The following is a 22924-nucleotide window of genomic DNA, read 5'->3' as shown; positions in this document are numbered from 1 at the left end:
CCGACAGTATAAGTGACAAACACTTAGGGACGATTTAGCAGGCGCCAACCCGGCATGGCAAAGGCTTCCACGAGGAAGTCGATCATGGCGCGGACCTTGGCGCTCAGGTATTTGCGTGACGGATAGACGACATAAATGCCGCGCTCGCCCTGCGTGTACTCGGGGAGGAATTCGACGAGGCGACCGTCGCGCAGCGCGTCTTGCACGAGAAAGGCCGGTTGCAGGATGATGCCGCCCCCGGCCAGGGCCGCCGCCATGCATGTGTCGCCGTTATCGGCGATGAGGCGGGCGTGCGTCTGCACTGAGACGGGGCCGTCGGGTCCGTCGAAATGCCATTCGCGACGATGCAGGAAATAGCTGTAGCCGACCGTCTCGTGATGGGTCAGTTCGCTCGGATGCTTCGGCGTGCCATGTTGGGCGAGATAGCCGGGCGACGCACACAGCACCAGACGCGTGCCCGCCAGCCGCCGGTGAACGAGCGACGAATCGGGCAGTCGCGAGATGCGAATCGCCAGATCGTAGCCTTCGTCCACGATATCGACGAGCCGGTCGCTCAGCGTGATGTCCAGCGAGACTTGCGGGAATTGGGCGAGAAATGCGGGCCAGAGCGGCGCGAGATGCAGCACGCCGAACGTGTGCGGGGCGTTGATCCGCAAGGGGCCTGCGGGTTCGCCGCCCTGCTCGCCTGCCATCGCGTCGGCTTCGTCCAGCTCCGCGAGGATCTGACGACAGCGCTCGACGTATCGCTGACCGGGTTCGGTCAGCGACAGGCGGCGCGTGGTGCGCTGGATCAATCGGGTGCCCAGACGCGCTTCGAGGTCCGCGACGTATCGCGAGACCGCCGTCTTGGAAATGCCCATCGCGTCGGCCGCTTTGACGAAGCTGCCCGACTCGACCACGGCGATGAAGCATTCGATCTCGCGAAGTTTGTTCATGCCGGGTCCAGGGGTATCGATGGCGTTATTGTGCCAGCGCGCCGACTTCCGCGAGCGACGGGGCAGCGCTACCGAACGCGAAGGCGTCCATGCGCAGCGCGCCGTAGGTTGAGCCGGTGTCGAAGTGCGTCTGACGGGCGGGATCGTCGGCCGCGCCGAGCGCGACGTAGATCGGCAGCAGATGCTCGTCCGTCGGGTGTGCGCGCTCGGCGTGCGGCGCTCGGGCCCGGTAGTCGAACAGGGCGTCGAGGTCCATCGCCGCCAGACGCTCGGTGAACCACGTCGAAAACTCGGCCACGTACGGCGCTTCGGGGGCCGCTTCGCGTGCGCCGCCCGGGGCGCGGAATACCTCGTGCAAATTGTGCGTGAAGCTGCCCGACGCCACGATCAGTACGCCCTCGCGAGCGAGCGGCGCGAGCGTCTGCCCGATTTGGTACTGATATTCGGGACGCATATGTCGTTGTAGCGACAACTGCGTGACCGGCACATCCGCATCGGGATACAGATAGCTCAGCGGCACCCACGCGCCATGATCGAGACCCCACTGATCGTCGGTGACGGCGGGCAGGCCGACGTCTTTCAACATCTGCACGGTGCGCTCGGCGAGTGCCGGTGCGCCCGGTGCGGGGTACTTCAGTTCATAGAGCTCGCGCGGGAAGCCGCCGAAGTCGTGGATCGTGCGTTGCTGCGCGAGGTTGCCCACGCGCGGTGTCGGCGTCGACCAGTGCGGCGAGATCACGAGGATCTCCTTGGGACGCGGCACCGCACGCCCCAGCGCCGTCAGCAACGGACCGGTGCGGCCCGGTTCGACCGCAAGCAACGGCGAGCCGTGGGAGACGAAGAGGGTGGGAAGGGCAGACATGACATTCACTCCGGCAAAACAACGCTAAACGACATCACGACAGGATCGGGCAGGGTTCAACTCAGCGGCGTGCTGCGATCACGCGGTGCGGGCGCGGCGAATCGCGAAGGCACCGTCGCCCAGCAACGTCACGGCCAGCAGACCCACGAGCCAGAACGCCGGGAATTCCCAGCCGCCGCCCTTGTTGGTGAACAACCAGCCGTTGTGGCCGTGCACCGAGACGATGGTGCCGAGCATCAGTGCGGCGAGCGGCAGCGCGGCCCAGCGGGCGTAGAAGCCGGTGATCAGCATGAGGCCACCGATCAGTTCCAGTGCCATCGTGACATAGGCGACGACGGGCGGCAGGCCAAGGGAGCCCATGAAGCCGACGAAGCCGGGCACGGTGAAGACGAACACTTTCAGCGACAGATGCGAAAGGAACAGGATACCCAGCGAGACGCGCAGCAGCAGGGCAGCGTACGGGGCGGTTTTGGTATCGATCATGACAAGCTCCGGTGAGGGAATCGGAATACGGGCTAAGACGGTTCGGCCGTCGATGGCCATTCACGTCGATTGAACGATGACGTGGCGTCGACGACTGACTTAGCCCCAATTCTAGGGAGCGGGATCGTACAGATAAACGAGCGGCGAAGGGATTGATTGTCCCGTTGATAGGGATAATAGATGTGTGACGCTAGCGATGCACGCCACCCGGGGCGCCCCGGGTGGCGTGCATTGCGCAGGATTGTTCAGCCCGTTCAGGCCGTTGCGATCATCCGGTCGAGCAGTTCGACCCAGTGTTGTACCGGCGCGTGGTCGCGGGCGTGTTCGCCCTTGGCCGTTGCTTGCAAATGGCAGATGCAACCGACGTTGGCCGACACGACCAGTTCGGGGTCGAGGGCGTCGAGCGACTTCCACTTGGCGTCGCGCAATTGATGCGACAGGTCCGGTTGCGTGACGGAATATGTCCCGGCCGAGCCGCAGCAGATGTGACTGTCCTGCGGCAGCATGACATTCACGCCCACACCGGCGAGCACTTTCTCCACCACGCCTTTGAGTTGCTGGCCGTGTTGCAGCGTGCAGGGCGGGTGATACGCGATCTTGCCAGCCTTACGGTTCGGCACACGCTTTTGCAGTGCTTCCAGATTGTCGAGCAGCACTTCCGACAGATCGCGCGCGAGTTCGGAGACGCGCTGCGCCTTGCCCGCGTATTTCGGATCGTGACGTAGCAGATGGCCGTATTCCTTGATCGTCGCACCGCATCCCGACGCGTTGATCACGATGGCTTCCGTACCGGCTTCGATCTCCGGCCACCAGGCGTCGATGTTGCGGCGGGCGTCGTCGAGACCGTCGTCGTGATAGTTCAGGTGCAGACGGATCGCGCCGCAGCAGCCAGCGGACGAGGGGCGCACCATCTCGATGCCGAGGGCGTCGAGCACGCGGGCGGTGGCCTTGTTGACGTTCGGCAGCATGGCCGGTTGCACGCAGCCTTCGAGCATCAGCATGCGGCGCGCATGCTTCGCTTGCGGCCAACTGCCGGAGCGTTGACGGTGCGGGACTTTCTCGCGCAGCGAGCGCGGCAGCAGCGTGCGGAACTGCTGGCCGAGGCGCAGGGCGGGCGAGAACAGTGTGCGGTTGGGCAGCACGTGGGCGAGGGTCCAGCGCACGGCGCGCTCGCCTGCAGGACGGCCGACTTTGGCGTCGATATGACGGCGACCGATGTCGGCCAGACGCCCGTATTGCACGCCCGACGGGCAGGTCGATTCGCAACTGCGGCAGGTCAGGCAACGATCGAGGTGACGCTGCGTTTCGCGCGTCACGCTCTGGCCTTCGACCATCTGCTTGATCAGGTAGATACGCCCGCGCGGGCCGTCGAGTTCGTCGCCCAGCAACTGATAGGTCGGGCAGGTCGCGGTACAAAATCCGCAATGCACGCATTTGCGGAGAATGGCTTCGGCTTCGTCGCCGTCCGGTGTCTGACGAAGGAATTCTGCGAGGTTCGTTTGCATCGTTTTCTAATCAGGGTCTGTTCACCTTAATTCCGGGCTCGTGAGCGCGTTCTACCGGCTGTCTGGCAAGGCACCGGCGGCGCCGCTTGGCGATCCCAAGCAAGCCGCCGGTAACGCCGCCAGGCGGCCGGTAGGGCGCGCTCCCTTCGGGTTGCCCCCCCAAAGGGGCGATTGCGGCGTCATTCCCCTCCCGAATATTTCCGATATTCGCTTCGGCTCATTCCTTGCACTCGCCCCTTTGGCCGGGCAACACGAGCCCGGAATTAAGGTGAACAGACCCTGACCGGTACAACCGATGGCGGTTGAAGATGCGGCTCGGATCGAATGCTTGTTGCAGACGCTCGCCGATAGCTTGCAGCGCGGCGCTCTGAGGCGTAAATACGTGCTCTGCGCCGGCCGACTTGCTGCCGTGGCGAAACAGCGTAGCATGCCCGCCGACCGCTGCGGCAATTGCGCGAATTTCGCTGGCTGAGCGCGGCGTGATCCACCACCGCTGCGCACCGCCCCATTCGACGAGATGTTCGTGGCCTCCCGTCAGCGGCGGCGTGGTCGGCGGCACCGACAGACGCCACAGCGGCTGGCCGTCGCCCTGTATCGGCGTGGTGGCGAAGAACGCGTGCGTCTGCTCACGCAGCGACGTCCAGAAGGCATGCGCTTCGATGGCGTCGACATGACGGCCCCCCATCGTGATGCGGGCCGCGTCGATGGCGGCGGCAGCACCGCCGAGGCGCACGCTCAACACGCCGTCGTGCCACGCCGAGCCCATGAGGGGCAGTGGCTGACCGCCCCAGCGGTTGAGCTGGTCGATGGCCTGCGCCTGCGTCAGATCGAAGCGCAATGTCGCCTCCGCCACCGGGCAGGGCAGTACCTTGATCGAGAGTTCCAGCAGGATGCCCAGCGTGCCGAGTGAACCTGCGAGAACGCGCGAGACGTCGTAGCCCGCCACGTTCTTCATGACCTGCCCGCCGAAATGCAGCACCTGGCCATGTCCGTTCATAACGACCGCGCCGAGCACGAAGTCGCGCGGCGCACCGACGTGCGGGCGGCGCGGCCCGGCGAGACCGGCGGCGATGCAGCCGCCAAGCGTCGCACCGGGGCCGAAGTGGGGCGGCTCGAACGGTAGCATCTGGCCTCGCTGGGCGAGCGTGGCTTCGATCTCCACGAGCGGGGTGCCCGCGCGCGCGGTGATCACGAGTTCGGCCGGGTCGTACGAGACGATGCCGCGATAGGCGCGCACGTCGAGCGGCTCACCCACTGGCGTCTCGCCATACCAGCGTTTGGTGCCGCCGCCCTGAATGTCGAGCGGCGTGCCGCTGGCGGTGGCGGCGAGTACACGCTCGCGGATCGTCGCGAGCGCCTGTGCCGCGCGGCTCGCCTCAGTGTCGGGGGATGACGATGGAGGCGGTGGCGTAAGCGACACAGTCGACGCTGTCTGAAGGGCTTGCGACATCAGAACCTCGGCAAATCGGGATGGGGGAGCAGGCCGCCGCGCACATGCATCTTGCCGTACTCGGCGCAGCGCGCGCGCGTGGGGATGCCTTTGTCGGCGTTGAGCAAACCGGCGGGATCGAAGGCGCGCTTCACAGCGAAGAAGGTGTCGCGCTCTTCTTCGGAAAACTGCACACACATCGAGTTGATCTTCTCGATGCCCACGCCATGCTCGCCGGTTACCGTCCCGCCCAGTTCCACGCATGCTTCGAGAATGTCGCTGCCGAAGGCTTCGGCGCGATGCCATTCGTCCAGATCGTTGCCGTTGAACAGGATCAGCGGGTGCATGTTGCCGTCACCCGCGTGGAAGACGTTGATGCAACGCAGCCCGTATTGGACCTCCATTGCCTCGATACGCTTGAGCAGCGTACCGATCGTGCGACGCGGAATGGTGCCGTCCATGCAGTAGTAGTCGGGCGAGATGCGACCGGCGGCGGGGAAGGCGTTCTTGCGTCCGGACCAGAAACGCAGACGTTCCGCTTCGGAGGCCGAGACCTGAATCCGGGTCGCGCCCGAGGCGCGCAGCACGGCCGAAACGCGCGCGATTTCTTCGGCGACTTCCTCAGGCGTGCCGTCGGATTCGCACAGCAGGATGGCGGCCGCGTTCAGATCGTAACCGGCGTGCACGAACTCTTCGACGGCCTGCGTGGCCGGTTTGTCCATCATCTCCAGACCGGCCGGGATGATGCCCGCAGCGATGATCGCGGCGACCGCGTTACCGCCCGCTTCGACGTCGTCGAAACTCGCCATGATGACTTGCTGGACCTGCGGCTTTGGCACGAGCTTGACCGTGATTTCCGTCACGACGCAGAACATCCCCTCACTGCCGATGAAAACGGACAGCAGGTCGAGGCCGGGGGAATCCAGTGCGTGGGAGCCGAATTCGACGATCTCGCCATCCATCGTCACCGCGCGCACGCGCAGGACGTTGTGCACTGTGAGGCCGTACTTCAGGCAGTGCACGCCGCCCGAGTTCTCGGAGACGTTGCCGCCGATGGTGCAGGCGATTTGCGAGGACGGATCCGGCGCGTAGTAAAGACCGTAGGGCGCAGCGGCTTCGGAGACAGCGAGGTTGCGCACGCCCGGTTGCACGGTGGCAGTGCGAGCGTAGGCGTCGACTTCCAGAATGCGTTTGAACTTCGCCAGCGAAAGCACGATGCCATCGGTGATCGGCATGGCGCCGCCGGACAGGCCGGTGCCCGCGCCGCGGGGCACGACGGGAACGTTGTTCGCGTGACACGCCCGCAGAATGCGGCAAACCTGATCTTCGTCGGCAGGCAACACCACGGCCAGCGGCAGCTTGCGGTAGGCGGCCAGACCGTCGCATTCGTACGGCGTGATCTGTTCGCGGTCGGTGAGCCACTGGGCGTCGGGCACGGCGGCACGCAAGGCGGCGAGCCGGGCCGAGCGGGTGGCGTCGTTCAGCGAGTCGAAGACGGGCTCGTTCGCGCGGGCGGCATCGAAGCCGGTGGACATCGCCGTGGCACTCGCCGACATCGGTGGTGGCACCGGCGGCGCTGACACGGGAGAAGGAAGGGGCGACGCATTCGATGCCATCTGGCTTGCTCTCGGACGATCGTTGACGTGTAATGACATTGACTGGTCTTGGTCTACTGGTAGACTGGTCGACCAGTTGTCGGATGACGTCATCGTAAAGGGAATGATCTGATTCCGACTAGCGGGTTAACCCTTGGTTTAACGTCGATCCTCTAGCGCGGCCGAGCGGTGGGCAGCCGGTGTGTCCTGAGCGAAGCCGCATCCTGTATCGTGGCGTCTGTGAATCTTCTGTCGAGAGCCGAAGCCGACATGTCGTCCAACGAGTCGTCCCTGCCTATGTCTACTTTTTCCGCCAGCGAGCCCTTGGGCACTGTTGCGAGCTTTGCACCGGTCACGCCGCCGCCGCGTCTGCGTCTGTCCGACATGGTCTACGAGCAACTTGAGACGATGGTCGTCGAAGGTCGGCTCGCACCAGGTTCGGCGCTGCCGTCCGAGCGGGATCTGGCGCAGCAGATGGGCGTGTCGCGCCCGTCGTTGCGTGAAGCGCTGTTGCGGCTGGAATCGCGCGGGCTGATCGTCGGTCGGGCAGGCGGGGGGTATCTCGTCGCCAACGCCAGTCAGCCGCTGCTCGCCGAGCCGCTCTCGCAATTGATGTCGCGTCACAGCAAGACCGTCGACGATGTGCTGGAAATGCGCGAAGTGCTCGAAGCCAAAGCCGTGGAACTGGCGGCCGAGCGCGCGACGCCGGAAGACATCGCTCGTCTCGCGCAGGCGCTCGAAGCGCTGGAAGCTGCTTATGCGGCCGGTCGTGACGGTCTGGACGGGGACGGCGATGCGCGTGGTCAGTCGCTGCTTACCCGCGTACCCGAGCTGGATGCGCATTTCCATCTGGCGCTGGCCGAGGCGACACATAACCTCGTGCTGGTGCATCTGATGCACGCGATCTTCGAACTGCTGCGTGGCTCTGTCGTCGACAATTACCGGGCCATCGTCGGTCACGGCGCCGATCTGGCGGAGCTGATCGATCAGCATCGGCGTATTTTCAATGCTGTGGCGTCACACGATGCCGGTAGCGCGCAACGTTCGCTGCGCGAACATCTCACCTTCATCCGCAACAATTCGGGTGACGTCGAGCCAGTCTGACCCCGATTTATCGCGTCGGCGGTGCCCTCGCCCGAGGGCAAATCCCACCCGCTAAAACCTCATCGTTTTCCCTGACCCTCTCCCGCGGCGACGCACGTCGCCCGGGGGCGGCTACGCCGACGTCCGGACGCGCCATGCCCCGCAATGGCGCGGTTTACCTCAGTTTCCGAGTTATGGAGCGCTTACGTCTGCCGCCGCTGCTCTCCGCCTCCCTCGCATGCCCGACACCGATATGCGGGCGCTTTCGGGTTGACAGTGGTCCGGCCATCGACTAATTTTGGAACCATAAAAAATACTTAATTCGATATATTGAATCTTGTATATCAGATTCAAAGTGTCGAACCGGCCCCGGCAGGACCTGTGAAATTTCCGGGTGGGCGTCGGCGCGGCACGGGATTCATCGGAGACATCAGTGAGTAAGTACGCATTTCCTTTCGGGCAGTCTTCGTGCGACGCTGAGTCCGCACCGGCTGCCCTGTCGTATCCGCCGTCAGTGGTCACGCAAGACATTCGTGCCCTGGGGTGTTCCTCATCTCCCTGCCGCCCGTTGCGGGCAGGCGATCTGGCGATCACGCGTCCGCGAGGCGCGCCCGCCTGAGTGATGGGACCTGGTCTGCGATGCGATCCGTGCGGTCCATCGCGACACGCCGACAGCGCAGGCCGGTCCGCACTCGAATTTGTTCACCAGTCACCCTTCGGTAGCCGGCAACTTGCCGGCGCAGACCCTGAAAAGTCTGCGTCGCCGCACCGAAGAGGGGACCGGAAGGGTCCTTTGGCACTTCCGAGAGTCAGTCAGCCGGGGCTTTAGCCCTGCGAGCCTGCCGCCAGGCAGTGCTCCACGATCAAGCGGCCAAGCATGAGCCGCACGCAACGCCAGGAGGCGTGCCGTCTGCGCGACATCCCCGATTTCCTTCGGGGCGCGTGACAGCACGCGATGACGGCGGGCATCGCACAACGAAAACGCGGGCCGTCGTCAATCGTCTGACAGGAACAGGAGGCAAGTCATGCAAGCAGCTGCGCAACCGGAGGAGAAGACCTCTTTTCTGGGAGGGCGCTGGTCACAACTGGTGATCGGCATCATCTGTATGGGCCTTGTGGCCAATTTGCAATATTCGTGGACGTTGTTCGTCGAACCGATGCAAGCGAAGCACAACTGGGGCATCGCGGCGATTCAGGTGGCGTTCTCGATCTTCATCGTGGTGGAAACGTGGCTGGTCCCGATCGAGGGCTGGCTGGTGGATCGCTTTGGGCCGCGTCCCGTGGTGGCTGGCGGCGCGGTCTGCGTCGGGCTGTCGTGGATCATGTACTCCTACGCCGAGTCGCTGACCGTGCTCTATACGGCGGCTGTCATCGCAGGTATCGGTGCAGGGTGCGTGTACGGCACCTGCGTGGGTAATGCCCTGAAGTGGTTCCCGGACAAGCGCGGTCTGGCTGCGGGTCTGACGGCGGCGGGCTTCGGTGCGGGCGCTGCCATCACTGTGATTCCGATCGCGAACATGATCAAGGCGTCGGGTTATGAGGCAGCGTTCTTCAACTTCGGGATTGTGCAAGGCGTGGCGATCTTCATCCTCGCACTGTTGCTGGTCAAGCCGCGTGCACCGAAGGGCGTGGTAGTGTCGCGCCGCAATCTGGCGACAAAGCAGGACTACACGTCGGGCCAGATGATTCGCACGCCGGTGTTCTGGGTGATCTACATCTGCTTCGTTGCGGTGGCTGCCGGTGGTCTGATGGCCACGGCGCAGATCGGTCCGATCGCGAAGGACTATGGCATTGCTTCGATGCCGATGACGCTGTTCGGTGCAACGCTGCCGCTGCTGACGATGACGCTGTCGATCGACAATCTGTGCAACGGCTTTACGCGTCCGCTGTGCGGCTTCGTCTCGGACAAGATCGGTCGTGAAAACGCCATGTTCATCATCTTCCTCGGGGAAGGTGTGGCGATGCTCGGTCTGATGCACTTCGGTCAGAACCCGTACATGTTCGTGTTCTTCGCGGCGATGACCTTCCTGTGCTGGGGCGAAATCTTCTCGATCTTCCCGGCGCTGTGTGCGGACACGTTCGGCAGCAAGAACGCCGCCTCGAACGCAGGCACGCTGTACACCGCCAAGGGCACGGCTGCGTTGCTGGTGCCGCTGGCTTCGGTGCTGGCTGTCGGCGGTCACTGGGATCGCGTGTTCATCGCTGCGGCGAGCATCAGTATCGTGGCGGCCGTGGGTGCGAAGTTCGTACTCGCCCCGATGCGCCGTCGCTGGATCGAATCCGAAAACAGCAACAGCGCAAAGGCATCGACGGGCCCGTCGGTGGCGATGGGTGCGCCTGCCAGCGAGTAAGGTCACAGCAGGCTGCTGTATCGGGTCTCAGCGGTATTGAAGAGACAGGAGAGCGGGGTGCCGGAAACGGTGCCCCGTTTTTTATTTGAGGGTCGTCGGCTTGTCGACGTTGTCGTTGAACGATAGGGACGCAGAAAACAAAAAAGCCCGTCAAAGACGGGCTTTTTGTGTTTTGGCTCCTCGACCTGGGCTCGAACCAGGGACCTACGGATTAACAGTCCGGCGCTCTACCAACTGAGCTATCGAGGATCAAACTTGGCAGTCGCACAACGCTGTAACGATGTGCCGACTAAAACAAAGGCCTCGCGGGAGCGAGGCCATCGCTTCGGTATTCTTGGCTCCCCGACCTGGGCTCGAACCAGGGACCTACGGATTAACAGTCCGGCGCTCTACCAACTGAGCTATCGGGGATCAAAAGAGAAAGCGATTATAGTGGCGGTTTTTACACACTGTCAACACTCCGGGCGCATTTTTTATGCGTCCGGGATGCGAATTCCGCCAGTCGCGCTCGTGGCTCAGCGTTCGAGCAGATGGAGCTTTTCCTTGACGTCCTTCCAGTCGTCCGCATCGGGGAGCGATGGCTTCGTCTTGGTGATGCTCGGCCAGCCCGGCGAGAGGTCGGCGTTGAGCTTGATGAATTCCTGCTGGTCGCCCGGCACGTCCTCTTCGGCATAAATGGCATTCACCGGGCACTCGGCCACGCAGACCGCGCAATCAATGCACTCGTCCGGATCGATGGACAGGAAGTTCGGGCCTTCGCGGAAGCAGTCCACGGGGCAAACGTCCACACAGTCGGTGAATTTACATTTGATGCAGCTTTCGGTGACAACGTGCGTCATGCCAACTCCAGAGTAGGGCGCAAAACGGCTTCGATCGGCCGTTAAAGCGCGTATTGTAACGCAGCCCGCCATTGCGGGTGCGAGAGCCGAACGGGCGTTGCCGTCGGACGTCGGACGCGTCTCGCAAGCCTCCTCCCGCCCCACCGCAAGACGAGCTGCCACCCCCACTCCGATCCGTTAGCGCATTTGGGATGATGTGATGCGTGACATCGCTTTGCGGTACGATGCCAGGTGTTCCTGTGCGCTGCCCGTCAACGAGTATTGCGCGCGTATGAAAGTACGCGCGAACGTTCGGCAGCGTTCGATGTTTTCTCGTGAGTGCTCCGCACGGAGCCTGTCGTCATGATCATCACGTCGCTGCTCGATACCGATCTCTACAAGTTCACGATGATGCAGGTCGTTCTGCATCACTTTCCTGCGGCTCAGGTCGAATACCGCTTCAAGTGCCGTACCGAAGGCGTCGACCTCACGCCCTACGTCGATGAAATCCGCGACGAAATTCGCTTGCTGTGCGGGCTTCGCTTCACAGAGTCGGAGCTGCGCTATCTCGGCGCGATGCGCTTCATCAAGAGCGATTTCATCGATTTCCTCGACCTGTTCCATCTGAACGAGAAGTACATCACGGTCACGCCGTCGCCCAAGGGCAACGGTGAGATCGATATCGAAATTCGCGGGCCCTGGCTTCACACGATTCTCTTCGAGATTCCCGTGCTCGCCATCGTCAACGAGGTCTATTTCCGCAATACGCAGCGCACGCCTGCGTATGAGGAAGGGCGTCAGCGTCTCAAGGACAAGATTTGCATGCTGGCGGAGCCGGCCGATTACCGTGATTGCAAAATCGCCGATTACGGGACGCGTCGCCGTTTCTCGAAAGAGTGGCACGAGGAAGTGATTCACACGTTGCGCGACGAACTCGGCGAGCAGTTCGCGGGCACGAGCAATGTGTACTACGCGTCGAAGCTTGGGCTCACCCCGCTGGGCACGATGGCGCACGAGTATCTTCAGGCGTGTCAGGCGCTGGGTCCGCGTCTGCGCGATTCGCAGATTTTCGGTTTCGAGACGTGGGCGAAGGAGTATCGCGGCGACCTCGGGATCGCGCTCTCCGATGTCTACGGCATGTCGGCCTTCCTGCGCGATTTCGACATGTACTTCTGCAAGCTTTTCGACGGCGCACGCCACGACTCGGGCGATCCGTTCGCGTGGGGCGAGCGTCTGCTGGAGCACTACGCGCAGAACCGCGTCGATGCGCATACCAAGACCATGATCTTCTCGGACGGTCTGGACATTCCGAAGGTGTTGCAGCTTTTCGAGCGCTTTCGCGACCGCTGCAAACTGGCTTTCGGCGTCGGGACGAACCTGACCAACGACCTCGGTTATCAGCCGCTGCAAATCGTCATCAAGATGGTGCGTTGCAACGGTCAGCCGGTGGCCAAGCTGTCGGACTCGCCAGGCAAGAATATGTGCGAGGACGATGCTTATCTGGCGTATCTGCGTCAGGTGTTCGAGATCGCACCGTTGCCGGAAAAGGCGAAGTGATCCGAAGGCGGGTGCAGACGATTCCGATAGTGCGCGAACGCCCGTCGCGCTGGCAGACCCAGCCGCTATAATTGCGCATCGCCCGCCAGACTTAGGTCCGGTGGCTTCGAGAGACGACACAGTGACGACGCCGGCCGCAGACCGGCGCGTCGGCTTCACAGGACAGCCCATGGATACCTCCGACGCCCGCAATCGCATCTTCGCCCGCATTCGCAACGCCCAGCATCGTTCCGATGCCGCCCGCGCGAACGAGCAGGCGGCGGCCGAGGACTATCTGGCGCGGCACCCGCAGGGACCGCGTCCGGCGATGTCCGGCGACATCATGGCGACGTTCATCGCCAAGGCCGAAGCGCTTTCGACGACGATTAACCGCGTTCCCGCCATGAGCGACGTGCCGGCGGCGGCCAGTACGTATTTGCAGGCGAACGGCCTGACCACCCGCGCGGTGGCGTGGCCGACGCTGCGCTCGCTCGATTGGGCGAGCGCCGGCTGCGAAGTGGAATTCCGCAAACCGCATGGCGACGATCTCGTCGGCATTACCGGATGCTTCTGCGCGATTGCCGAGACCGGTGCGCTGATGATGATGTCGGGACCGGAGACGTTTGCTTCGGCCACGCTCCTGCCCGAGACCCACATCGCCGTGGTGCCTGCATCGCGCGTCGTCGCCGGTCACGAAGACGGCTTTGCGCTGATGCGCAGCGAGCGAGGACAACTCTCGCGCGCGACCAATTTCATTGCGGGACCGTCGCGGACCGCCGATATCGAACAGACGCTGGTGCTGGGCGCGCATGGGCCCTACCGTGTCCATCTCATCATTGTCGACGGCGCTTAAGTAGCGCCGCGTCGCGCGGACGGTCGATCCGGCGCGCGACGCATCGACGTCGACTTTCTCACTCGCCCGCGTAGATGCGCGACGGCGAGGCGCAAGACTGCGGAAAGCGACCGAATGCCGAAGGCATCGGTCCTTTCGGGAAACACACATCATCGTTTTGGGATTTATCCCAAGGTCGTGCTGTTATGGGCACTCCGGCGCTGACGGCGACTCGTACGCAGTCGACCATCAATCACTAGGAACCAGAAACAATGCATAAGGGGATTTGGGGAGCACTGACCGCGACGGGGCTGGCATTGGCAAGCCCGGCGGCCTTCGCTGCCGGACCGGACGGCGCACAACTCGTCGCCTGGTGGGGCGTGCCGTTTGCCGGACTGCTGCTGTCGATTGCGCTCGGGCCGCTGCTCGCTCCCGCGTTCTGGCACCACCACTTCGGCAAGATCGCGGCGTTCTGGGGCGCAGCTTTCCTGCTGCCGTTCGCGCTGGTCTTCGGCGCCGGGGCGGCGTGGTACGGCGCCGTTCACGCGGTCGTCGGGGAGTACATTCCGTTCGTCGTGCTGCTCACGGCGTTGTTCACGACGGCCGGTGGCATTTGCGTGCACGGCAACTTGCGCGGCGGGCCGTGGCTCAATACCGGGCTGCTGACGCTGGGCACCGTGCTGGCGAGCATCATGGGCACGACCGGCGCGGCCATGCTGCTGATTCGTCCGCTGATTCGCGCGAACGACAACCGCAAACACAACGTTCACGTCGTCGTCTTCTTCATCTTCCTCGTGGCCAACGCGGGCGGTTCACTGACCCCGCTGGGCGATCCGCCGTTGTTCCTCGGTTTCCTGCAAGGGGTCGATTTCTTCTGGACGACGGCGCATATCTGGCCGGAGACGCTGTTCATCTGTGCCGTGCTGCTGGTGCTGTTCTTCATCATCGATGCTTACCATTTCCGTCAGAAGAGCGAGCGTCAGATCGACGAGCTGGATCCGACGCCGCACGCCGCGCCGCTGCGACTCGAAGGCAAACGTAACTTCATTCTGCTCGCAGCAGCTGTCGGTCTGGTGCTGATGAGCGGTATCTGGAAGCCGGGTGTCTCGTTCGACGTGTTCGGCACGCCGGTCGCCTTGCAGAATCTGGCGCGCGACGTCGGTTTGGTCGTGGTGACGCTGATCTCGTTGGCGATCACGCCGCGCACGGCGCGCGAAGGCAACGGCTTCAACTGGGAGCCGATGAAAGAGGTTGCCAAACTGTTCGCAGGCATCTTCCTGACGATCATCCCCGTGGTGGCGATTCTGCGTGCGGGCGAAGCCGGTGCACTGGGCTGGGTGATTCGTCTGGTGACGGGGCCGGGCGGGGCGCCGGACAACGTGATGTACTTCTGGGCGACGGGGTTGTTGTCGTCGTTCCTGGATAACGCGCCGACGTACCTTGTGTTCTTCAATACGGCGGGTGGCGATGCGGCGTCGCTGATGACGAGCGGTGCAGCCACGCTGGCGGCGATCTCGGCAGGCGCTGTGTTCATGGGCGCGAATACGTACATCGGGAATGCCCCGAACTTCATGGTGAAGGCCATTGCGGAGCAACGCGGCATTCGCATGCCGAGCTTCTTTGGCTATATGCTGTGGTCGGGCGCAATTCTGCTGCCGCTGTTCGTTGTGATGACCCTGATATTCTTCTGAGCCGCAATAGGCCCACGTCGCCACGCGGCCAACCTTTACGAGACAACTGGTGAAACCGAAGATCCTGGTAGCCCGCGCCATTTTTCCTGACGTGATCGAACGTCTGGCGCAGTACTTCGACGTCGAGCGGAATGATGCCGATACGGTGTTTTCGAGCGACGAATTGCGTGCGCGTCTGGCCGACAAGGCCGGTGCGATCACCACGGCGAGCGAGCGCATCGATGCGTCGGTGCTCGCCGGTGCGCCGAATCTGCGCGTGGTGGCCAACATGGCGGTGGGCTACAACAACTTCGATATCGAAGCGATGACGGCCGCAGGCGTCATGGCGACGAACACCCCCGATGTGCTCAACGAGACGACCGCCGATTTCGGCTGGGCATTGCTGATGGCGACGGCGCGTCGCGTGACCGAGTCCGAGCGCTGGTTGCGCGAGGGGCACTGGGACAAGTGGGCTTACGACATGTTCCTGGGCGCCGACGTGCATGGCAGCACGCTGGGCATCGTCGGCATGGGACGCATCGGTCAGGCGATCGCGCGTCGCGCCATGGGCTTCAATATGCGGGTGGTGTATCACAATCGCTCACGTCTCGATGCCGCGACGGAAGCGGCCTGCAAGGCGAGCTACGTCGACAAGGACACGCTGCTGCGCACGGCCGATCACGTCATTCTTGTCTTGCCGTATTCGAGCGCAACGCATCACACCGTCGGTGCCGCAGAGTTGGCGCTGATGAAGCCGACGGCCACGCTGGTGAATCTGGCGCGCGGCGGCATCGTCGACGATGCCGCGCTCGCCGCGGCGCTGGCGAATAAGCAGATCGCGGCTGCTGGCCTCGACGTGTTCGAGGGCGAACCGAAGGTGCATCCCGATTTGCTGAAGGTGTCGAACGTCGTGCTGACGCCGCACATCGCGAGCGCGTCAGCGGCGACACGCCGGGGTATGGCCAGTCTGGCAGCCGACAATCTGATCGCGGCGCTGGGTTTCGGGGCGGCCGCAGGCAAGCCGCCTTGCCTGCTCAATCCGGCGGCGCGCAAGTCATAAATGACGTCAGGCGACGTCAGGCGACGTCGGCAGTGACGTTGGCAGAATAGAGAAAGAATCAACGGGAGTCGCAACGCGATGGTCGAGATGGTGTTGGTAGCGCTGGCGGCGCTGAATTTGTTGGTGATGATCGCGATTGCGGTGAAGGTCTGGCAGCGTGGCGGCGACGCGTCGCTGCGCGCGACGCTCAATGACTCGCTCACCAATGTGCGTGACGATCTGCTGCACGCGGCGGACCGTAGCGAACGAGGGCTGCGTCAGGAGTTCGCCGAGACGGCGCGCGCCGGTCGCGGTGAGCAAAGCGCGCAAATGGCGCAGTTCCAGCAAACGCTGGCGGCGCAGATGACGAGCGTCGCCACGGTGCAGAACAATCAGATCGACGGCTTCGCCCAGCAACTCGCGAAGCTCACCGAGTCCAACGCCGCACAGCTGGAAGCCATTCGTCAGAGTCTGGTGCTCAACGGCCAGCAGATGCGCGAAGAGCAGACGTCGACGCTGCGTCGCTTCGGCGAAGCGCAGCATCAGCAATTGACGCAACTGTCCGAAGGTAACGAGCGGCGTCTGGCAGAGGTGCGTGCCACGCTTGAGCAGAAGCTCAAGGACATTGAGGTCAACAACGCGGCAAAGCTGGAAGAAATGCGTCGCACGGTCGACGAGAAGCTGCATGCCACACTCGAACAGCGTCTCGGCGAGTCGTTCAAGCTGGTGTCGGATCGTCTGGAGCAGGTGCATCGCGGACTCGGCGAAATGCAGACGCTCGCCGCAGGTGTGGGCGATCTCAAGCGTGTGCTGACCAACGTGAAGACGCGCGGTATCTGGGGCGAAGTGCAGTTGCAGGCGCTGCTCGAACAATTGCTCACGCCCGAGCAGTATGCGAAGAACGTGGCGACGCGTCCGGGCAGCACCGAGCGCGTGGAATTTGCGATTGCCTTGCCGGGGCAGAGCGGCGATAGCAACAAGCCGGTCTGGCTGCCGATCGATGCCAAGTTCCCGCGTGAGGATTACGAGCGCTTACTCGATGCGCAGGAGCGCGCCGATCCGGTCGCGGTTGAAGAGGCGTCGAAGGCGCTGGAAACGCGTATTCGACTGGAAGCGAAGACGATTGCAGACAAGTATCTGGCGCCGCCGCACACTACCGATTTCGCGCTGCTGTTCCTGCCGACGGAAGGTCTGTATGCGGAAGTGCTGCGACGTCCGGGATTGTCGGATCTGCTGCAACGCGAATATCGCGTGACGGTGGCGGGGCCGACGACGCTCACGGCGTTGCTCAACAGTCTTCAGATGGGATTCCGCACGCTGGCCATCGAACGACGTTCCAGCGAAGTCTGGCAAGTGCTGGGTGCGGTGAAGACGGAGTTCACCAAGTTCGGCGATGTGCTCGCCCGGACGAAGTCGCAGTTGGAGACCGTGACGCGCTCCATCGACAAGGCGGAAGTCCGTACCCGCGCGATGGCGCGTCAGCTCAAGGCCGTCGAAGCATTGCCCGGCGAGCAGGCTGTCGAACTGTTGGGCGTCGAGATGGAGCCGGACGAAGAGGACTGAGCGTTGGTCCGCCCGACGGTGTCGCCGTCGCGCCGCTTGGCCAAATGCAAAGCGCCCTGAATGTTCAGGGCGCTTTTTTTGTTCAGGACGCTTCAATATGCTTCAGGCCCTGGACGCTTTCCCGCCTTCGGCAAATTGCGTGAGGGCGTCGCCCGTCATGCGGACCACGCGCCAGTCGGGCAGGACCGTTGCGCCCTGCGCCTCGTAGAAGTCGATGGCCGGTTGATTCCAGTCGAGCACCGTCCATTCGAAACGTCCGCAATTGCGCTCGATGGCGATGCGCGCGAGCTGACGCAACACCGCCTGTCCCACGCCACGACCGCGCATCGTCGGCTGCACGTAGACGTCTTCCAGATACAGACCCCGGCGAGCGAGGAACGTCGAGAAGTTGTGGAAGTAGATCGCGTAGCCGACCGGCACGCCATCCCACTCGGCCATCAGGCATTCTGCTGCGGGCTTCGCACCGAACAGCGCCTCGTGCACGCTCTCGGGCGTTGCCTCGAAGATATCCAGCAACTTTTCGAAAACAGCCAGCTCTCGCATCAGGCCGTGAATAGCGCCGACATCGTCGGCAGTCGCAGCGCGCAGGGTCAGGGACATCGCTTAGTACTCTTCTTCCGGGGCGTCGCTCAGTGCGATCTCGATGCCGCCGAACTTCACCGCCACCCAGTTGTACAGGTGGCAGGCAATCCAGAGCAGCACGAAGCCGACGATGGCGTTGAGCACGAGCGCGGAAATGATCGCGAGGCCCGGCAGTTCGCCGTAACGGATGAACGCCGCCAGGAAGGCGAGCAGAACCAGCGGAATGCTGAAAGTGAGGTAGACCAGCACCAGCGCTTTGGCCGTCTGGCCGGGACTGATGTATGTGATCTGTTTTTTCGTTGTCATTGCCGTGTGCTTTCGGTTTGTGTGGTGCTGACATCGTCGAAGCGCCGACGTCAGCGATATTTCGTTATTGCGTTGCTTCGCTTTTTTGGGGGTATTCGGATGCGCTTGTGCTGGAGTGAGTATCGGGTTTGTTGTTACACCAGACCGTCGAATGGGATGACGTCGACCAGTTCTCCGGCGGCGACATCGCCACGTTCGGTGCCCAGCGTCACAAAACAGTTGGCTTCGCTCATCGTGCGCAAAATGCCCGCGCTTTGTGCGTCCGCGACGGTGACTTGCCAGCGGCCCTGAGCATCCGCAGCGAGAATGCCGCGCAGAAACTCGGTGCGCCCCGGGCGCTTGGCGATGGCGGTGGCCGTCGGTACGGGCAGGCACGGCGTGACTTGCGGCTCTGCACCCATAAGAGCGAACAGGCCGTCGCGCACCAGATGGTAGAACGACGCCATCACGGCGGCAGGGTTGCCGGGCAAGCCGAACAGCAGGGCGCGCTTGCCCTCGCTCTCCAGTTCGCCGAAGGCAAACGGGCGGCCCGGGCGCATCGCCATCTTCCAGAACACGACATTGCCCAGACGCGTCATCATTTCGCGCGTGAAATCGGCTTCGCCAACGGATACGCCACCCGAGGTAATGACGGCGTCGGCCTCGCGACAGGCGGTGCGCAGGGTGTCTTCGATGGCCTGAGGATCGTCGCGTACGACGCCCAGATCCAGCACTTCGACGCCCAATCGCTGCAGCATGCCGAAGAGCGTGTAGCGATTGCTGTCGTACAGATTGCCCGGGGCGAGCGGTTCGCCTACCGAGCGGAGTTCGTCGCCGGTCGAGAAGAAGGCGACGCGGATGCGTCGGCGCACCGGGACTTCCGCAATGCCCAGCGACGCCAGCAAGCCAAGAGCCGCCGGTCGCAGTCGCTTGCCTGCATGCAGGGCGATATGGCCGGTGGCCAGATCTTCCCCGACATGACGCACGTGACGCCCGGGCGTGACGGCCGCTGCGTCGAAGGTGACGATTTCGGTGTCGCCTTCGCGTTGTACTTGTTCCTGGGGGATGACGGTGTCGCAACCGGCGGGCAGAAGCGCGCCGGTCATGATGCGCACGCATTCGCCATTGGCCGTCACACCGTCGAAGGGATGACCCGCAAACGAGCGGCCTGCGACACGCAGACGGACTTCGCCGCCGGTGGCCAGCGCGGTGCCCGCAAATGCATAGCCGTCCATCGCGGCGTTTTCGAAAGCGGGGACGTCGAGCGGCGATACGACGTCACGACCGAGCACGCGGCCCAGTGCGCTGCGTACGGCGATCTGCTCGATGGCGGATACGGGACTCGCGGTGCGCGCAATGATGGCGCGCGCCGCTTCGACCGTCATGTGGTTAGGGTCGTAGTCCGGCAAGCCGGCCAGGGCTTCGTCAAGTGTTGTCATCGGTATGGCGTCGTCATCCGGCACGTACCCGGCATGAATCCCGTAAAAGCGGTGGCGACGGATCGGGCTGCGTCGCCACCCGGCACTTCAGGGCGCGCGCGGCGAATCGGTAAGGAGGTCGTCCAGCGTGTTGACATTGTAAAACGGACGCTCGTCACCGAAGTGAACTTGTACGGCCTTGTGGCGTGACAGCCACGCTCGCACGCGGTGTTCCCCGGCCGCCAGCGTCGCCGCCAGATCGTCGGCCAGTGACCGGTGAAGAAGTGCGAACACCGGATGCGGCCCCTGCGCCGTTGCGGCGTAGGCCGCCAGCGGGCGTGCGCTGGCGGGGGCATCGGGATCGGCTTCCGGCAGCGCGTTCAGCGCGGCGCTTAGCCGCTCGCCCAGATCGTCGGGAAGGTAGGGGGAGTCGCACGGCACGGTGAGGACATAGTCCGTACATGCCGCGCGCAGTCCGGCCAACATGCCCGCGAGCGGGCCGGCGAAATCCTGAACTTCGTCGCTTATTACACCGTCCGCGCCGTCCGCATCGCCGGTGCCAAGGGCGGCCGCATAGGCATCGCGATTCCGATTGGCGCTGATGAGCAACGCGCCAACCTGCGGACGCAAACGAGCCAACGCATGCTCGACCAGCGGTCGTCCGGCGAAGGGCTGGAGGCCCTTGTCACGCCCGCCCATACGCTGAGCGCGCCCGCCCGCGAGGATCAATCCTGTGATGTCGCTGCGGCGGATGGGCGGGGTCTTCATGGATGGAAGATGGATGACAGGGTCAGGAGCGGTTCAGGGCAATGACACGTCCGGCCGCATCGAACCAGACGGCACCGTCGCCGAGCATCACCCCTTGATCGCGAGCGAACATCAGGCGGGGCACGGCTGCGCCGATGGTCCGTACGTAACCATCGGTGAAGATCTCGTTATAGCGTGCAAGCAATGACTTCGGGTTCCGAAGAATGATCGTTTTGCCACGCAGCGACACATGCAACGGGTAACGGATCGATTGTGCGACGACATCGCGTCGGTCGTCGAGCACGCCCTTGCGGAACTGCGTCGCCGCGCGATTGACGGTCTCGTCGTCGTTCGCGCCGGCCACGCCGTACAGGTGGTCGATCTTTCCGCTCTGAATACTGGCAAGCGAAAGCTCGAACGGCACCGTGCGGCCGCTGCGCAGGTCTTTCCACTGGCCGGAAATCACTTCGCACGAAGACGATGCGCCGCGTTGACGATTGACGTCGTCCGCGGCGGCGAATTCGCCTTCGAAGGTGGCGCGCGGCATGCCGCCAGCGTCGAATTCGGTCAGATGCAGGCGCGACTTGTTCTCCAGCTTGCCGGTGAGTGTCGTGTCACCTTGCGAGGACGCATTGGCGTAACGGCCGTCGAGCTTGCCGCCGGAGGTCGAACGAAGCACCAGTCGCAGCGGATTGCGTTCACCGAGTTGGCCGGTGTACGTCAGGACATGGTTGGCAATGTTGCGATCGGACGGGTCGCAATCGGCGCGGGCGACAGCCGGTGCGAGGGCGGCGGCGAGCATCGTCAGGGCACTCAGGCCGATGGCGATGAGGCGCGACGGGAAGGGCGTGCGTGTGCGGCCTGTGTGTAGGGCGTCACGTCGAGCCACACTGGAAGAAGGAGGCGAGGAGTCTCGGGCGCAACCAGCGTCCGGGGCAACAGAAATCATGTGTCGAGAAGGAATTCGGTAAATCGAAAGCAGCGTCGAAAGCAGCGTCGAAAGCGGTGAGACGAACCGCACGGCGGGGCAGGTGGGCAGGCAAGCCCGCGCACTTATCCGCCGATGTAGGACATCTCCACTTTCGGTGGTGCGTCTTCAGGCAGGCCGGTGGCCGCCGTGCGCAAGGCTGAGTAGCGGTCGGTGCGCTTGTGCCAGATGTCGCCGATGACGGTCGAAATCTGCGCGTCGCTTGCGCCGTTACGCAGCAGCGTACGCAAGTCATGACCTGAGCTGGCGAACAGACACAGGTACAACTTGCCTTCCGTAGACAGACGGGCACGCGAACAAGTGCCGCAAAATGCACGGGTGACGGAGGAAATGACGCCGACTTCCCCGCCGCCGTCGCGATATTGCCAGCGCTGCGCGGTCTCACCCGCATAGTTGGCTTCGAGCGGTTCGACCGGCAGGGCGTCGTTGAGTCGGGCGATAACGTCGGCGGACGGCATGACTTCATCCATGCGCCAGCCGTTCGACGTGCCGACGTCCATGTATTCGATGAAGCGCAGCACCACACCGCTGCCATGGAAATGTCGCGCCATCGGCACGATTTCGGAGTCGTTGGTGCCGCGTTTGACGACCATGTTGACTTTGACCGGGCCGAGACCGACGTGCTGCGCCTCAGCAATGCCTTCGAGCACCTTGGCGACCGGAAAGTCGACGTCGTTCATCTGCCGGAAAATCGTGTCGTCGAGGCTGTCGAGACTGACCGTGACACGGGTCAGTCCAGCGTCCTTGAGCGATTGTGCGCGACGCGCCAGCAACGAGCCGTTGGTCGTGAGCGTGATGTCGAGCGGTTTACCCGACGGCGTGCGCAGACGTGCCAGCATCTCGATAAGACGCTCGATGTGCTTGCGCAGCAGCGGCTCGCCGCCCGTCAGACGCAGCTTCTCCACGCCATGTTCGACGAACAGGCGCGCAGCGCGCTCGATCTCTTCGAAAGACAGCAGGGAGGATTGCGGCAGGAAGGCGTAGTCCTTGTCGAACACGTCCTTCGGCATGCAGTACACGCAGCGGAAGTTGCAACGGTCCGTCACCGAAATCCGCAGGTCGTGCAGCGGCCGTGCCAGCGCATCTTCGAGATGGCCGGTGGCAGCGCGCACTTGTGCGGGAACCTGCGGTGCATGCGTCGCATAACGCGCGTCGCTACGCAGATCGGTGAGTCGGATGATCGTTTCAGTCATGGTGGGGCCT

The 22924-nt window shown here is 63.5% G+C and carries 19 protein-coding genes, 2 tRNA genes and 1 pseudogene; 7 read left to right on the top strand and 15 right to left on the bottom strand.

Annotation, left to right across the window (positions count from 1 at the left end):
- Positions 1 to 23 precede the first annotated feature (23 nt).
- The 6 genes and pseudogenes from PCO31010_RS12410 to PCO31010_RS12385 all read right to left on the bottom strand — a co-directional run bounded on the left by PCO31010_RS12410 (position 24) and on the right by PCO31010_RS12385 (position 6749).
- Positions 24 to 935 carry a LysR family transcriptional regulator gene (locus PCO31010_RS12410; protein WP_150664515.1) on the bottom strand — a complete coding sequence of 304 codons (912 nt, stop codon included), beginning with the start codon at positions 933 to 935 and terminating at the stop codon, positions 24 to 26.
- A gap of 25 nt (positions 936 to 960) precedes the next feature.
- Positions 961 to 1797: a dioxygenase family protein gene (locus PCO31010_RS12405; RefSeq protein WP_150664514.1), complete on the bottom strand. Its 837-nt coding sequence runs from the start codon at positions 1795 to 1797 to the stop codon at positions 961 to 963.
- A 78-nt stretch (positions 1798 to 1875) separates the two neighbouring features.
- Positions 1876 to 2280: a DoxX family protein gene (locus PCO31010_RS12400; RefSeq protein WP_150664513.1), complete on the bottom strand. Its 405-nt coding sequence runs from the start codon at positions 2278 to 2280 to the stop codon at positions 1876 to 1878.
- Positions 2281 to 2534: 254 nt separating this feature from the next.
- Complete coding sequence (glcF, locus tag PCO31010_RS12395) at positions 2535 to 3785, bottom strand: glycolate oxidase subunit GlcF (protein ID WP_150664512.1); 1251 nt, start codon at positions 3783 to 3785, stop codon at positions 2535 to 2537.
- A gap of 286 nt (positions 3786 to 4071) precedes the next feature.
- Positions 4072 to 5235: pseudogene (glcE, locus tag PCO31010_RS12390) on the bottom strand (glycolate oxidase subunit GlcE); the annotation flags it as partial.
- Positions 5235 to 6749 (bottom strand): FAD-linked oxidase C-terminal domain-containing protein, encoded by a 1515-nt coding sequence (locus tag PCO31010_RS12385; RefSeq protein WP_150664608.1) that lies wholly within the window; start codon positions 6747 to 6749, stop codon positions 5235 to 5237. The gene PCO31010_RS12385 and the pseudogene glcE, both read right to left, overlap by 1 nt.
- Before the next feature lie 357 nt (positions 6750 to 7106).
- On the opposite strand from PCO31010_RS12385, the gene PCO31010_RS12380 reads away from it, so the two are divergent.
- Together PCO31010_RS12380 and oxlT are read left to right on the top strand one after the other, a co-directional pair.
- Positions 7107 to 7913 carry a FadR/GntR family transcriptional regulator gene (locus PCO31010_RS12380; RefSeq protein ID WP_174984663.1) on the top strand — a complete coding sequence of 269 codons (807 nt, stop codon included), beginning with the start codon at positions 7107 to 7109 and terminating at the stop codon, positions 7911 to 7913.
- 1004 nt (positions 7914 to 8917) lie between these two features.
- Positions 8918 to 10243 (top strand): oxalate/formate MFS antiporter, encoded by a 1326-nt coding sequence (oxlT, locus tag PCO31010_RS12375; protein ID WP_150664509.1) that lies wholly within the window; start codon positions 8918 to 8920, stop codon positions 10241 to 10243.
- Between the two features lie 173 nt (positions 10244 to 10416).
- On the opposite strand, the gene PCO31010_RS12370 is transcribed toward oxlT, so the two are convergent.
- From PCO31010_RS12370 to fdxA, 3 genes are all read right to left on the bottom strand, one after another.
- Positions 10417 to 10492 (bottom strand) — tRNA-Asn (locus tag PCO31010_RS12370).
- Between the two features lie 86 nt (positions 10493 to 10578).
- Positions 10579 to 10654: transfer RNA gene (locus tag PCO31010_RS12365), tRNA-Asn, on the bottom strand.
- Positions 10655 to 10758: 104 nt separating this feature from the next.
- The gene (gene fdxA, locus PCO31010_RS12360; RefSeq protein WP_150664508.1) at positions 10759 to 11082 is read right to left on the bottom strand and encodes a ferredoxin FdxA; all 324 of its coding nucleotides are present in this window, start codon (positions 11080 to 11082) and stop codon (positions 10759 to 10761) included.
- 342 nt (positions 11083 to 11424) lie between these two features.
- Here fdxA and pncB point away from each other — a divergent pair, with 342 nt between their 5' ends.
- From pncB to PCO31010_RS12335, 5 genes are all read left to right on the top strand, one after another.
- A complete protein-coding gene (gene pncB / locus PCO31010_RS12355) occupies positions 11425 to 12618 on the top strand; it encodes a nicotinate phosphoribosyltransferase (protein WP_150664507.1) in 1194 nt (397 codons plus the stop codon).
- 169 nt (positions 12619 to 12787) lie between these two features.
- Complete coding sequence (locus PCO31010_RS12350; RefSeq protein WP_150664506.1) at positions 12788 to 13450, top strand: LutC/YkgG family protein; 663 nt, start codon at positions 12788 to 12790, stop codon at positions 13448 to 13450.
- A 251-nt stretch (positions 13451 to 13701) separates the two neighbouring features.
- Positions 13702 to 15120, top strand: a complete 1419-nt coding sequence (locus PCO31010_RS12345) for a sodium:proton antiporter (protein ID WP_150664505.1) — start codon at positions 13702 to 13704, stop codon at positions 15118 to 15120.
- 46 nt (positions 15121 to 15166) lie between these two features.
- A complete protein-coding gene (locus PCO31010_RS12340) occupies positions 15167 to 16159 on the top strand; it encodes a 2-hydroxyacid dehydrogenase (RefSeq protein ID WP_174984678.1) in 993 nt (330 codons plus the stop codon).
- A 78-nt stretch (positions 16160 to 16237) separates the two neighbouring features.
- Positions 16238 to 17701, top strand: coding sequence for a DNA recombination protein RmuC (locus PCO31010_RS12335; RefSeq protein ID WP_150576113.1), 1464 nt, complete (start codon positions 16238 to 16240; stop codon positions 17699 to 17701).
- Positions 17702 to 17803: 102 nt separating this feature from the next.
- Here the strand turns inward: PCO31010_RS12335 and PCO31010_RS12330 are convergent, their stop codons facing one another.
- The 6 genes from PCO31010_RS12330 to moaA form a co-directional block, all read right to left on the bottom strand.
- Positions 17804 to 18301: a GNAT family N-acetyltransferase gene (locus tag PCO31010_RS12330; RefSeq protein WP_150664503.1), complete on the bottom strand. Its 498-nt coding sequence runs from the start codon at positions 18299 to 18301 to the stop codon at positions 17804 to 17806.
- Positions 18302 to 18304: 3 nt separating this feature from the next.
- On the bottom strand, positions 18305 to 18589 hold the full coding sequence (locus tag PCO31010_RS12325; RefSeq protein WP_039401268.1) for a hypothetical protein: 285 nt from the start codon (positions 18587 to 18589) through the stop codon (positions 18305 to 18307).
- 134 nt (positions 18590 to 18723) lie between these two features.
- A complete protein-coding gene (gene moeA, locus PCO31010_RS12320) occupies positions 18724 to 20007 on the bottom strand; it encodes a molybdopterin molybdotransferase MoeA (protein WP_150664502.1) in 1284 nt (427 codons plus the stop codon).
- Positions 20008 to 20094: 87 nt separating this feature from the next.
- Positions 20095 to 20754 carry a molybdenum cofactor guanylyltransferase MobA gene (gene mobA / locus PCO31010_RS12315; protein WP_150664501.1) on the bottom strand — a complete coding sequence of 220 codons (660 nt, stop codon included), beginning with the start codon at positions 20752 to 20754 and terminating at the stop codon, positions 20095 to 20097.
- A 22-nt stretch (positions 20755 to 20776) separates the two neighbouring features.
- A complete protein-coding gene (locus PCO31010_RS12310) occupies positions 20777 to 21535 on the bottom strand; it encodes a hypothetical protein (RefSeq protein WP_150664500.1) in 759 nt (252 codons plus the stop codon).
- A 251-nt stretch (positions 21536 to 21786) separates the two neighbouring features.
- On the bottom strand, positions 21787 to 22914 hold the full coding sequence (gene moaA / locus PCO31010_RS12305; RefSeq protein ID WP_150664499.1) for a GTP 3',8-cyclase MoaA: 1128 nt from the start codon (positions 22912 to 22914) through the stop codon (positions 21787 to 21789).
- Between the last annotated feature and the right edge of the window lie 10 nt (positions 22915 to 22924).

The organism is Pandoraea commovens, from assembly GCF_902459615.1.
GTDB lineage: Bacteria > Pseudomonadota > Gammaproteobacteria > Burkholderiales > Burkholderiaceae > Pandoraea > Pandoraea commovens.
Note: the sequence above shows the minus strand (reverse complement) of the source record. Positions and strands in the feature narration are given on the sequence as shown.